Annotated in this window: 9 protein-coding genes and 1 tRNA gene; 3 read left to right on the forward strand and 7 right to left on the reverse strand. The window is 67.0% G+C overall.

Going from position 1 to position 12,557, the window contains the following annotated elements:
• Window positions 1-4 precede the first annotated feature (4 nt).
• The 3 genes from modB to G7Y54_RS05900 all read left to right on the forward strand — a co-directional run bounded on the left by modB (window position 5) and on the right by G7Y54_RS05900 (window position 2,289).
• Entirely contained in the window at window positions 5-682 is a 678-nt protein-coding gene (modB, locus tag G7Y54_RS05890; RefSeq protein WP_165078352.1) for a molybdate ABC transporter permease subunit, read from the forward strand.
• On the forward strand, window positions 682-1,413 hold the full coding sequence (locus tag G7Y54_RS05895) for an ATP-binding cassette domain-containing protein (RefSeq protein ID WP_165078353.1): 732 nt from the start codon (window positions 682-684) through the stop codon (window positions 1,411-1,413). The genes modB and G7Y54_RS05895 overlap by 1 nt, the downstream gene beginning before the upstream one ends.
• Before the next feature lie 72 nt (window positions 1,414-1,485).
• Window positions 1,486-2,289 carry a ZIP family metal transporter gene (locus G7Y54_RS05900; protein WP_165078354.1) on the forward strand — a complete coding sequence of 268 codons (804 nt, stop codon included), beginning with the start codon at window positions 1,486-1,488 and terminating at the stop codon, window positions 2,287-2,289.
• Between the two features lie 13 nt (window positions 2,290-2,302).
• On the opposite strand, the gene msrA is transcribed toward G7Y54_RS05900, so the two are convergent.
• From msrA to rfaD, 7 genes are all read right to left on the reverse strand, one after another.
• Window positions 2,303-3,334, reverse strand: a complete 1,032-nt coding sequence (msrA, locus tag G7Y54_RS05905; RefSeq protein WP_241159386.1) for a peptide-methionine (S)-S-oxide reductase MsrA — start codon at window positions 3,332-3,334, stop codon at window positions 2,303-2,305.
• A gap of 73 nt (window positions 3,335-3,407) precedes the next feature.
• The gene (locus G7Y54_RS05910; RefSeq protein ID WP_206214908.1) at window positions 3,408-3,872 is read right to left on the reverse strand and encodes a cupin domain-containing protein; all 465 of its coding nucleotides are present in this window, start codon (window positions 3,870-3,872) and stop codon (window positions 3,408-3,410) included.
• 56 nt (window positions 3,873-3,928) lie between these two features.
• The gene (locus G7Y54_RS05915; protein ID WP_165078355.1) at window positions 3,929-7,093 is read right to left on the reverse strand and encodes an autotransporter outer membrane beta-barrel domain-containing protein; all 3,165 of its coding nucleotides are present in this window, start codon (window positions 7,091-7,093) and stop codon (window positions 3,929-3,931) included.
• A gap of 691 nt (window positions 7,094-7,784) precedes the next feature.
• A tRNA-Ala gene (locus G7Y54_RS05920) sits at window positions 7,785-7,860 on the reverse strand.
• Window positions 7,861-7,979: 119 nt separating this feature from the next.
• Window positions 7,980-8,618: a hypothetical protein gene (locus G7Y54_RS05925; protein ID WP_241159387.1), complete on the reverse strand. Its 639-nt coding sequence runs from the start codon at window positions 8,616-8,618 to the stop codon at window positions 7,980-7,982.
• A gap of 171 nt (window positions 8,619-8,789) precedes the next feature.
• On the reverse strand, window positions 8,790-10,904 hold the full coding sequence (locus tag G7Y54_RS05930; protein WP_241159388.1) for a methyl-accepting chemotaxis protein: 2,115 nt from the start codon (window positions 10,902-10,904) through the stop codon (window positions 8,790-8,792).
• A 462-nt stretch (window positions 10,905-11,366) separates the two neighbouring features.
• A complete protein-coding gene (gene rfaD / locus G7Y54_RS05935) occupies window positions 11,367-12,338 on the reverse strand; it encodes an ADP-glyceromanno-heptose 6-epimerase (RefSeq protein WP_165078356.1) in 972 nt (323 codons plus the stop codon).
• Window positions 12,339-12,557: the final 219 nt, after the last annotated feature.

The raw sequence follows: 12,557 nt of genomic DNA on the forward strand, positions 1-12,557 counted from the left end.
CAGAATGAACGATCCCCTTTCCAGTCTTGTGGTGGTCCCGCTCGGCATCTCCCTGCGCGTGGCGGGGCTGGCGACCCTGATCGGCTTCGTGGTCGCCATCCTCGCCGCCTGGGCCCTGGCGCGGCGGCGTGGGCCGCTGCCCGCCGTGCTGGACGCCCTCTGCACCCTGCCGCTCGTGCTGCCGCCCACGGTGCTTGGCTATTACATCATCCTGCTGGTGGGCCGGCGCGGGCTCTTCGGGCAGGCTCTGGCCGACATGGGCATCCAGCTCATGTTCTCCTGGCAGGGGGCCGTGGTGGCGGCCACGGTGGTCATTTTTCCGCTCATCTACAAATCCGCGCGCGCCGCGCTGGAGAGCGTGGACGCGCGCTATGAGGACGCGGCCCGCACCCTCGGCGCCGGCGAGGTGCGCGTTTTCCTGAGCGTTTCCCTGCCGCTCGCCTGGCGCGGCGTCTTCGCCGGGGTGATGCTGGCCTTTGCCCGCGGCATGGGCGAGTTCGGTGCCACCCTGATGATCGCCGGCAACATCCCCGGCAAGACCCAGACCCTCGCGCTCGCCATCTATTCGGCCTTCCAGGCCGGGGAGGACGTGCGCGCGGCCCTGCTCGCCCTCGTGACCTCGGCGCTCTGCGTGGCCCTTTTGGCCGGGGCTGAACTCTTGCTCAAATGGCGTTTGCGCTGATGCTTGCCGTCGACATCATAAAGCAGGTTTCGCGCGGGCCCGCGCCCTTCCGGCTCACGGCCCGCTTCGCCTTGCCGGAGGGCTGCCGCAACGCCGTGTTTTTCGGGCCGTCGGGCTCGGGCAAGACCGTGGCCATGCAATGCATCGCCGGCCTCATGATGCCGGACAGCGGCCGCATCGCCGTGGGGGAGACGGTCTTTTTCGACAGCCGTGAGGGCGTGCGCCTGCCGGCGCGCAAGCGCGGGCTTGGCTATGTGCCGCAGGACTACGCCCTCTTCCCGCATCTCACCGTGCTCCAGAACGTGGCCTATGCCCACACAGGGCCCTTCGCCCGCCATGTGGGCAAGCGGGCGCGGGAGGAGGCCCGCGAGGTGCTCGGGCGCTTCCGCATTGACCACCTCGCCGGGCGCTTTCCGCACGAGCTTTCCGGCGGCCAGCGCCAGCGGGCGGCGCTCGCGCGGGCGCTCAACGCGGCGCCGCGCCTTTTGCTCATGGACGAGCCCTTCTCCGCGCTGGACGTGCCCCTGCGCGAGGCCCTGCGCCGGGAGATTCGCGACCTCCTGGGCGCGCTCGCCATCCCCTCCGTCATCATCACCCACGATCCCGCGGACGCCGAAGCCTTCGGCGGGGCGCTCGTGGTCTTCGAGGGCGGGCGCGCGTCCCTCGGCCGGGAGGACGCTCAGGACGAAGCCGGGACGCCCCCACTGGTCAAAAGCGCCGCAAACCATTAATCTTCCGCAAGCGCCCGGCACCGCCCCCGCTTGCGGAAACCAATGCGGCGCGCCAGACCTTGAGGAAGCGGCATGCTTGACTTCATCCACCAGTCGCCGGCCCTGGCCGGCCTCGGCGCCGGCCTCGTCACGTGGCTCTTCACCAGCCTCGGGGCCGGGGCCGTTTTCCTGAAGCAGGAATTTTCACGCAAGACGCTGGACATTTTGCTCGGCTTCGCGGGCGGCGTGATGCTGGCCGCGAGCGTGTGGTCCCTGCTCGACCCGGCGCTGGAGCTCGCCGCCGAAAGCTGGGGCAACTGGAAGTTCCTGCCGCCGGCTGCGGGCTTCTTCCTGGGGGCGCTCATGCTCAGGCTCTTCGACTATGCGACGCCCCACTTCCACATGATGCTCGCCAGGCCCGACGGCCCCAAAAGCGAGCTCCCGCGCAGCTTCCTGCTCGTGCTCGCCATCACGCTGCACAATATCCCCGAGGCGCTGGCCGTGGGCGTGGCCTTTGGCGCGGCCGCCCTCGACCCGGCCATCGGCGTGGCCGGCGCCGTCATCCTGATGTTCGGCATGGGCTTGCAGAACATCCCCGAAGGCATGGCCGTTTCCCTGCCGCTCTTGCGCGAGGGCATGAGCCGCCGCAAAGCCTTCTTCATCGGCCAGCTCTCCGGCGCGGTGGAGCCCGTGGCGGCTGTGCTCGGGGCGGCGCTCACCGCCATTGCCCTCCCCGTGCTCCCCTGGGCGCTCGGCTTCGCCGCCGGGGCCATGATCTTCGTGACCGTGGAGGAGGTCATCCCCGAGGCCCATGCCTCGGGCAACGGCGACGCCGCCACCCTCGGGCTCATCGCGGGCTTTGTCGCCATGATGTGCCTGGACGTGATGTTCGGCTAGGGCTGCGCCCGCGTCACCTGGCCGGCTGGCGCGGCTCTTGGAGCAAGTAGCCGTAGCCCTCTTTCTCCATGTCGTTCAGGGGGATGAAGCGCAGGGCCGCGTCGTTGATGCAGTAGCGCAGGCCCGTGGGCCCGTCGGGGAAGATGTGCCCGAGGTGCGAATCCCCCTCCCCGGAGCGCGCCTCGATGCGCCGCATGCCGTGGCTCTCGTCGAGGCGGCCGGTGATGTGGCCCTTGCCGATGGGCCGCGTGAAGCTGGCCCAGCCCGTGCCGGAATCGAACTTGGCGGAAGAGGCGAAAAGCGGCTCGCCCGTCACCACATCCACATAGATGCCCGGCTCGTGGCGGTTCCAGTGCTCGCCCGTGAAGGCGGGCTCGGTGACGCCCTCCTGCGTGACCGCGTATTGCAGGGGCGTGAGCTTCTCACGCAAGGCCCCGTCCGCGGGCTTTGGCCACGCCCGCGCCTCGAGGGCCACGGGGAGCGGCGGCTTTTTCGTAAGGTCGATGTGGCAGTAGCCGCCGGGATTCTTCTTGAGATAGTCTTGGTGATAGTCCTCCGCCGGGTAAAAATTCCGCAAGGGCATAAGCTCCACGGCGAGCGGCGCCCCGGCGAGGCCCTGCATGAAGGAAAGGAGCTTTTTCAGCCGCGCCCCCTCCTCCTCGCTGTCATAATAGATGCCCGTCCTGTACTGGGGGCCCACGTCATTGCCCTGGCGGTTGACGGAAAAGGGGTCGATGATGCTGAACAGGCAGTCCACCAGGTAGTCGAGCGAGATCTTCTCCGGGTCATAGACCACTTCCACCGCCTCAACGGCGCCGGTGGCGCCGCCGCACACGGTCTTGTAGTCCGGATCGGGGACACTGGAATTGGCATAGCCCGTCTTGGTGGCGAGCACGCCGGGCAGGCGCGAAAAATACTCCTGCACGCCCCAGAAACAGCCGCCGCCGAACCATACTTTCTTGTCCATGCAAGCCCCCGTGCCTGTCCCGGCCAGAAAAAAGAAGAGCGCGCCCAGCGCGAGCGCCAGCCAGTGCTTCACCATCATGCCGCCAGCCTTTCAGGTGCGGGAAAGATCCCGGGAAGAGGCGGGCCGGGCTGCCCCGGCCCGCGCGTTCCGTTCAGTCCTTCTTTTCCGGGAAGACGACAACGAGCAGCATCTTGAAATCGTCGAGCGCGCTCACCGCATGCGGGTGCCCGGCGGGCATGACGATGCACTGGCCCTGCTCAAGCACGAAAGTGGCGTCGTCGATGGTGACCTGGCCGCGGCCTTCCAGCGCGGTCACGAAGGCATCGCCCGTGGACTTGTGGGCGCTGATGCCCTCGCCCTTGGCCATGGCGAAGAGGGTCACGCCCACGGCCGGGTTCTGCACGAGGGTCTTGCTCGTCACCTGGCCCTCGGCGTAGTCCACCTGCCCGGCGAGGTCCACGGGCTTCGCGTAGGCGATGTTCTTCAGGTGCTTCACCGTGCCCTGCGGCAACAAAAGTTCCTGTTCCGGCTCCCGCTGGAGCAGGATGGGCGTGGGCGGCACGGTCTGCGCCGGGTCGTTTTTCACCGCGGCGGGGATGCCGTCTTTCTCGCTCATGGTCTCGATCCTTTGCTGATGTGATTTTGGCGCCCGGCCCCATGCCGGCTCGCGCCCTAAAATTCATAGCGCACGACGCCGAAGAGCCCCTGGTTGGCCGTGTGTTCGCCGAACTGGCCGATATAGTTGAGCCCGGCGGAGAAATCCCCGGCGCGCAGCTCCACGCCCGCGCGGCCGCCCCAGGTGATGGCGTCCATGACCTGGCTCTCGAAATCCTGGTCCTTGTGCGAGCCCGCGTAGCGCACCGAAGTTTTGGCATAGGTGTCGCCCAGGGCCGGGATGGCCTTGAGATTGACAAGTGGCGTGATCTCCCAGCCGTTTTCCAGCTTGAAGGGCTTGGTGAACACGAGGCCGAAGGGCATGGTCCAGACATTCTGGTGGGTGCGGTGCCCGCGCAGCACGTCCTCGCCGTTGAGGGTGGCGTCAAAGGGCTCGGACACCATGTGCAGGTAGCGCACGCCGAGGTGCGGCCTAAGGTTCACATACCGGGTGTCGATCTCATACTCCGCGCGCAGGCTCATGCCGAGCGACCAGGCCGGGATGTCGGCCTTGATGGCGGAGCCGCCCAGGTCCACGGGCAGGTCCTGCCGGATCTTGTTGTACACCGAGGTAAAGTCCACCTCGCCGTCAAAGCTGAGCGCGCCCGGCTTCCACACGCCATAGGCGCCCACGCCCCAGAAGGTGGCGCTGTTCTCGGTGGTGGCCATGTCGCCCGTGCTTTTCACATAGCCGGCGCCCATGTTGAGGCTCAGGCCGGTGCGCAGGGTATTGCCCCAGGTGTAGTCGCCCCCGATGGCGAGGCCGCCGATGCCCCCGCGAAAGCCGTAGGTCGCCGTGCCGCCGTCGAGCCCGAAATGGTCGATGGATTCGTAGAGCGGCAGCGCCCAGAGCGCGAAGCTGTGCCGGTAGAGATCCTCCTGCCCGAGCTTGATGCGCGAATAGATGGCCGATTCCATGGATTCGCTCGCGGCCTGCGAAAGCCGGGGCACGCCGCTGGCCACACCGATGCTCTTGGTGTGGGGCGCCTTTTCCGTCACCGAGAACTGCCCCTCCATGCCGTTGCCGAGGCGCGTGAGCTCAAGCAGCGGGTTGCTGGAGAGGAGGTTGGCGCCGCTCCAGGCCGTGGCGTCCGCATAGTGGGTGGCGATGTTGCGCCCGAGGGCCACATAGGTGTGCCCCGGGGTGACGTGGTCGATGTAGATCTTGGCTCCCGGGGCCACGCTGGCCTGCGTGGGCGAGGCGGCGCTGAGGGCGCCGGGCACGGACGCGGGGAGCGCCCGGGTGGGAACGGCCGGGTTGGCGTAGTTGACGCCGCTCTTGCCGCCGTCGATGACGAGCAGCGAATTGCCGGAAAAGCTCACCGGCCCCGCGGCGGCACGCGCCGGGCCCGCGGCAGCGCGGCCCATGGCCCGGGCCGCCCCGACGGAGGCCGCGTGATCCACAGCAAGGGAGGAGCCGAGCACCATGGGCGAAAAGACGCCCAGGACAGCGCTCGAAGGCGCCATGCCCACCGTGGCGGTAACGGCCTCCAATGCCCCGTTGCTGCCCGTGCCCAGGGCGAGCCGGCCGTTGTGGCCCACGGTGATGGCGCCGTCCGTGAGGTTGCCGGCGCCGGCGGCGGTGACGAAATTCCCCACCGCGCCATAGGCCTGGCCTCCGCCCGCGCCCACAAGCAACTCATGGCCGTTGAGCCTGAGGTTGGCGATGCCGGCCCTTGTGGCCGCGGCCGTGTCCGCCGCGGCGCCGATCTGCATGTTGCCCTGCCGCACGCTCACGGCGTCGATGGCCGCGTCGATGCCGTTGTGCAGGGTGACGGAGGCCGCGCCCAGCGAGCCGCCGCTGAGGCTGCCCCCGCCGATGCGGGCCGCGCCTTTTACGCCCACAGTGGTGAAGCTGCTCGCGCCGTTGTTGTTCACGTCGAGCCTGCCGCCCACCCAGGCGGCTTCATTGTGGGAGATGATGGCCCCGCCCGCGCCGTATTCGGCGTTGCCCACGGCCGACGTGCCGGTGATGCGGAAGGAGCCGTTGCGGAGAGTGAAATTGCCCGTGCTGCCGTCGGCATCCGCGACCACCATCATGCGCCCGGCCTCGACGCGCGAGGGCGTGGACGCGCCGGCGATGTCCCGCACTTCGCCCGCGGCGATGAGCCCGGCCTTGATGGTGGTGCCGGTGAGGGTCTTGTTGGGCGTAAGGCTGAAGGGGCCGTCCACCCTGATTTCGGCCGGCGAGCTGATGTCCGTGCCGGCCACGATGGTGCCGCGGGCGCTGATGCTGTCTGCCGTGATGGTGCGGCCGCCGATGCTGCCGCCGGCCTCGATGGTTAGGTGGCCGCTCCCCTGCATGATGTCGTAGGAGCGGTAGTTGTTGCCATAGGTGCCGATATTGGCGCCCGCGCGGATGGTGCCCGAGGCCTCGCGGATGCCCCCCTCACCGGTACGGTGCGGGTCGAGGAAGTAGATGTTGGCCCCTGCGGTGAGCAGCGAGCCGGGCCGCATGCGGTTTTCCGTGCTGCCGATGACGCCGTTGATGTGGATCTCCGTATCGCCCCGCACGGTCGCGCCGTTGTAGAGGTCGAGGTCGCGGATGACGAGCCTTGCCTGGGAGAAGAGCTCATTGCCGCTCGCCACGCGCACGGTCTCCACCTGGTGCTGCCCGGAGCCTTGCGTCAGGCGGATATTGCCGTTGAGCGCGGAGAGGAGCCCGATATAATGGCTGTCGCCCACGCCGCCGGTGATGACGAGATTGGCGCCCGTGGTGCGCACGTGCGAGAAGCCGTCGTTGGAGCCCATGAGGCTCCCGTTGATTGTCACCGTGGGCCGGTTGGCGGTGGCGCCGGCACCGACGAGCAGGGTGCTGGAATAATTGTTGCCGCCGAGCGCGATGGAGCCCCCGAAGGTGCCCTTTTGCAGCACCAGGGTGACATCGCCGCTGTCCGACGAGAGGGTGAAACGCGGATTGCGCGAGTTGGTGACGAGCAGCACGCCGCCATTGTTGCCCGTGAGGGTGAGCGTGCCGTTGCGCAAGGTGAAGTTGCTGCCCGTGGGCTGCACCTGCGCATAGGTATTGGTGCCGGTAAGCGAGGCGCCCCTGAAGGTGCCGTTGGGGTCATTGGCGGCATGGGCGGTGGCGGCGCCGAGGGCCGTGGCGAGCAGCAGGGTGAGGACGGGAAGGGCGCGGGTGACGGCCCTGGAGAGGGAAGAGGCATGCACGGCAAAAGTCATGGGGCACCTCTGCGTGGGCATTGGGGTCGGGCTGAAGGGTGGCCTGGGCCGCACATCCGGGCCGGCATGTAGGTTTCGCCACGGGCGCCGGCAGGGGCGCAACGCCAACGGCAAAAAGGCGCCGCTTCGGCAGGGCGCCCGCGCCCATGTGGGGCATTTTCCTTGTGCCGGTCTGTCTGTGGCATAGTCCCAAACTGGAGAAATGTCCATTTTTGGGACGGTGCGCAGCGCATTGCATAAAAAAATTTCGCAACTCCGGCGGCTTGCTTGGCATATCCATGCCGGGCCCGGAGCCGTACAGAGCTGTGACGCAAAGCCGGCCCGCAGAACAGTGGCTCTCCCGCCGGATTTTCTGAAGGATATTCGCATACATGCGCGGGAGCAGTCCCCCGGGGCGCCGGCCCGAGGGAGGAACGCCCCGGGGGTGGCCCCACTTGCCCACCCAAACCTAAAACTCCCCGGCAGGGGCACACATTTCGGTCAACAAAAACCGCTGGGGGCGCCCTCACGACAACGCGGGATTTTTATGGGGCTTCGCTGTCTCTGCGGCGGCGGCGCCAGTGCCGACCGTGCATGCTCTTGAGATGCCGGAGGCCGCACCACTCCCGGTGCGGCGTTCTGACTGATGCCAGGGATGAAAAAATCTTTGCAACGAAAAAGGGCCCGCGCTCTCGCGCAAGCCCTCGAAAAGTGGTGGAGCTGAGGAGAATTGAACTCCTGACCTCTTGAATGCCATTCAAGCGCTCTCCCAACTGAGCTACAGCCCCATGGCCTGAAGAAGATAGCCGGCGCGGCATGCGCTGTCAAATACTTTTTCCACTTTTTTGCGGCTGACGGGGGGCGGAGGCGGCCCGCGAACGCCCCTGCTTCGGCCTCCGCGCCGGCCCTAGTCAGGCGCGCTTTGGCGGGCGCTCACGCGCTTTTCAAAGCCCTTGCCCGTCCACTGGTAGGAAACCTCGTTGGCCAGCGGCACGTCCACCCTTCCCTTGCTGTTCCAGAAGACCGGCTCGGCCTTGAGGCCGCCGAGGCCGAGGCAAATGAGCACCGTGGGCATGACGTTCCCGGGGAGCTTCTGGCCCTTGCCGAGAAATTCGCGCGCGTCCGGCTCCGGCGGGGTGTCCACGGGCACGATGCGGCCCGAGGTATCCTGGCGCCAAAGCTCGACCGTGCAGATGGGCTCGCCGAGCGTGCCCACGGCCACGTCGGTGGAGCCGTCGCTGGTATTGCGGAAGAGCCGGAGGCCCACGGCCCGGTCGCGCAGGGGCAGGCTCGCAAAGACGAGCACGTCCGGGGTTTCACCGCTGATCTCCCAGAATTCCGTGCGCCCCTCGGTGAGCAGTTGCTGCTTGTCGGCTTCGGAAAGGCCCTCGGCCGTGGTCTCAAAAATGCTCGTGGGGAGGCTGGTGAACAGGCCCCGGGCCGTGGCGCCATCGTCTTCCGCGCGGGGCGCGCCGGCCACGAGGGGCACGAGCAGCGCAAGCGCGGCCATGAGGCGCAGGGGGGCCAGCAACACTGAAAGACGCATGCGATCCTCCACCCCGGGCGTCTTTTGCCAGGGCGCCGCGGGCATTCGGGCTCTCACGGGCAAGCCGGGAATGTGTATGCCATCCCCGGGCGGCTGTCCACGCGGGGGCGCTCCAGCAAAAGGGGCGCGCCCTTGCGGACGCGCCCCCTGCTTCTGCGCCCTTGCCACTGGCTAGGCGTTCTTCATCTCCTGGATGAGGTCGGTCAGCTTGTGGGCCTGGTTGGCGAGGTCGGACACGGCCTGGGTGGCTTCGGCCATGGCCTCGGCGGTCAGGCGGGACATGTCGTTGACCTCGATGATGGAGCGGTTGATCTCCTCGCTGGCCGCGGACTGCTCCTCGCTGGCGGCGGCGATGGCCTGCACCTGGTCGGAGGTGGCCTCCACCGTGGCGACGATCTCCTCCAGCGCCGTGCCGGACTGGTTGGCCAGGTTGGTGGCTTCGCTTATACGCTGCACCGCGTTGTCCACGGCGCCCATGCTCTTGTCCGTGCTCTCCTGGATGGCGCGGATGGCGTTGCTGACGTCCAGGGTGGAGGTCATGGTCTTTTCAGCGAGCTTGCGCACTTCGTCGGCCACCACCGCGAACCCGCGGCCGGCCTCGCCCGCGCGGGCCGCTTCGATGGCCGCGTTGAGGGCGAGCAGGTTGGTCTGGTCGGCGATGTCGGAGATGACGCCCATGATGCGGTTGATGTCCTGCGCGCGCTCGTTGAGCTGGGCCATGTCTTCCTTGAGCTGGAGCGACACTTCGTGCACTTCGCCGATGCTCTGCACGACCTGCTGGACCACGTGCTCGCCGGCCTCGGCCTTGGCCTTGGTGTCATTGGAGGCACCCGAGGCGGAACCGGCATTGCGGGCCACTTCCTGCACGGTGGCGTTCATCTCGTTCATGGCCGTGGCGGCTTCCTGCAGGCGCTGGGCCGATTCGGAGGCGCCGCGGTCGGACTGCTCGATCTGGGCGGAGAGCTCGGTGGAGGCGGAGGAGATGATCTCGACCATGCCCTCGAGCTGGTTGGCCGCGGCCAGCATACCCTCGCGCTTGGCGCTCTCGGCCTTGCGGGCGGCCTCTTCGGCGCGGGCCATGGCGGCCTTGGCCTCTTCGGTGGCCTTCTCGGCCTGGGTGGACTTCTCGTGCGCCTCGGCGATGTTCTTCTTCAGCGCGGCCACCATGGCGCGCAGGGCGTCGGCGAGCTTGCCGGTCTCGTCCGTGGTGTGGACGTCCAGCTCCTTGTCCATGTGGCCGGCGGCCACTTCCTGGGCGAAGACCTGGGTGGTGGAGAGCGGCTTCACGATCATGCGGGTGATGATGACGGCGATGATAATGCCGAGCACCAGCACCACGAGCAGCATGATGGTCACCACCGTTGTGGAGGCCGAAAGGCTGCTGGCCGCGCCCATGACGGTCTGCTCGGTGTTCTTGGTGGTGAGCTCGACCATGGCGGAAGCATCCGCGCTCATGGCCTGGAGCTGCTCGTAGCGCTGCGTGGCGCTGGCGGCGAGCTCGCGCATGCGGGCGGCCACTTCGTCGGCGTCGCGCGCGAACTCGTTGTATTCCTTCATGGTCTCGTTGAAGAGCTCGCGGCCTTCCTCACGCTGGAGGTTGGCGGACATGGACTGGGCCTGCTTGCTGATGGTGCCCAGGCGCTCCTCGATCTTGGTGAACTGGGCCACGTCGCTGTGGCGTTCGGCGTTCATGAGGTCCTTGAGCACGCCGGAGACGCTCGCGTACATGTCTGCCGCGGCGGACATGTTCTTGGAATACTGGATGGCGGCGCTGAGGTTGCCGGCGCTGATGGAGGCCATCTGGCCGTCGCTCATGACCTTGATGAGCTGGTCGATCTTGGCGAGCGCCTCGTCGGCCGAGGTCATCATCTTGCCCATCACTTCCTGGGCCTGCTTGAAGACCACCTGGTTCTTGCGGACGAGGTCTTCATAGATGACGATGTCCTTTTCCGCCTTGGCGATGGCCTTGCCCGTGTTTTCGTAATAGGTGACGGTGTTGACCTGCTTGATCTGCGCGAGCTCTTCCCGGTAGAGCTTCAAGTGCTCGAACGCCTGATTGATCTGGGCCTCGTCGCCCGTCTCGAAATAGGCCCGCGAGCAGTAGGCCGCGTTCAAGAGATTGTTCTGGAGCTCGCTCCAGTTGATGAGCCGGGGCATGCGGTCATGCGCGATGCTCTCCGAAACGTCGGTGCCTTCGTTCATGGCGCGAATGGCCACAAAGCCCAGAACGAGCGTCAAAAAGATGATGGCGCAGAAGCCGCCGCCGATTTTCTTGCCAATGCTCATTACCAGCCTCCCATGCCTTCCTTTCTTGCCGCCCCGGCAATCGGGCAGCGTTGATGCCAGTTTCCGCGCGGTGCTGCCGGGTCTGCCCCGGCAGACCTGCCATGCAAACGCAGCCCGCCGGGCTCCTTTGCCTGCTCTATCGGCCGCGGCGCCTGAAAGATTAGGCCGCCGCCCGTGCCGATGCTGAGGAAAGCCTGTTGTGCTCGTGGGTTGATGGGGTGGGCCAGCTTCCTGCTGCACGCCAATGCCGAAATTATCCGTCAAAAACAGCCTTTTCGGTGCTGGCTGCGTCAGAGAAAAATTTTCTTGGTCGAGTACTTAAGTACACTCCCTACGAAAATTTTTATCTTCCTTGCCAGCCCCGAAAAATCTTATTTTTTAGGATTCTTCCGGCACCAGCACCCGTCTTCCGCTACGCTCCAGACGGGATAGCGGAAGTCCATCCTCCCATTGCAAGCCAATCTATAAAAACCTGTCCTCCGCCTCGAGATGCGCGCGCACATAGTCCGCCACACCCTCTTCCAGCGGCGTGAAGCGCACCGGGCACGACACTTCCGCAAGCCACGCCATGTCCGCCTTGGTGAATGCCTGGTACTTGCCTCGCAGGGCCACGGGCATGTCCACATAGTCGATGGCCGGCTCGCGCCCCATGGCCGCGAAGACCGCGCGGGTCAAGTCGTTGAAGCTGCGCGCCTCGCCCGTGCCCACGTTGCGGATGCCGTTGACCCGCGGGTTCTCCAGAAGCCAGGCCATGAGCCGCGCGCAGTCCTTGGCGTAGACGAAATCGCGCTTCTGCTCGCCGTGGGCCACGGCCGGGTCGTCCGAACGGAAGAGCGCCATACGGCCCGTCTCGCGGATGCGGGCATGCGCCTTCATGACCACGCTCGCCATGTCGCCCTTGTGGTACTCGTTGGGGCCGTAGACATTGAAAAACTTGAGGCTCGCCACCGCGTCCGCCAGCCCCTCGCGCAGAAGCCAGAGATCGAAGAGCTGCTTGGAATAGCCGTACATGTTGAGCGGCCGCAAGCGCGGCACGAGCGCGGCATCGTCGCTGAAGCCCTGGCTGCCGTCGCCGTAGGTGGCCGCGGAGCTCGCGTTGATGACGCGCGCGCCCTTGTCGAGCGCATAGCGGCAGACATCGCGGCTGTAATGGAAATTGTTTTCCATGAGGAAGTCGGCGTCGGCCTCCGTGGTGGAGGAGCAGGCGCCGAGGTGAACGAGGGCGTCCACCTTGAATGGCAGCGCGTCGCGGCGCACGAGGTCGAGGAAGCGGTCCTTGTGGAGAAAGTCCGCGTAGCGGCGCTTGACGAGATTGCCCCACTTGGGGCCGGCGCCGAGATGGTCCACGACGATGATGTCGGTGAGACCCAGGCTGTTGAGCTGCCAGAGGAGCACGCTCCCCAGAAAGCCGGCGCCGCCGGTGATCACATACATGCGCGCCTCCGCGGGGCGGGCGCGTGCCGCTCCGGCCCCCGCCCCCGTACTGATCGGGCGCGAAGATGCTACCGCAAAGCCACGCGGCCCTCAAGCCCCATGCGCGCAGTCCGGCACACCCGGGCCGCGCTGGACAAGGCACGCGTTTTGCAGCATAGTGGACACGGGGCGGAAGACCCCCCCGCCGCCGGTGCCCCTCCCGGGCGCGGCACACAACCA

Origin of the sequence: Desulfovibrio sp. ZJ746, assembly GCF_011039155.1 — a bacterium.
Lineage (GTDB): Bacteria > Desulfobacterota > Desulfovibrionia > Desulfovibrionales > Desulfovibrionaceae > Desulfovibrio.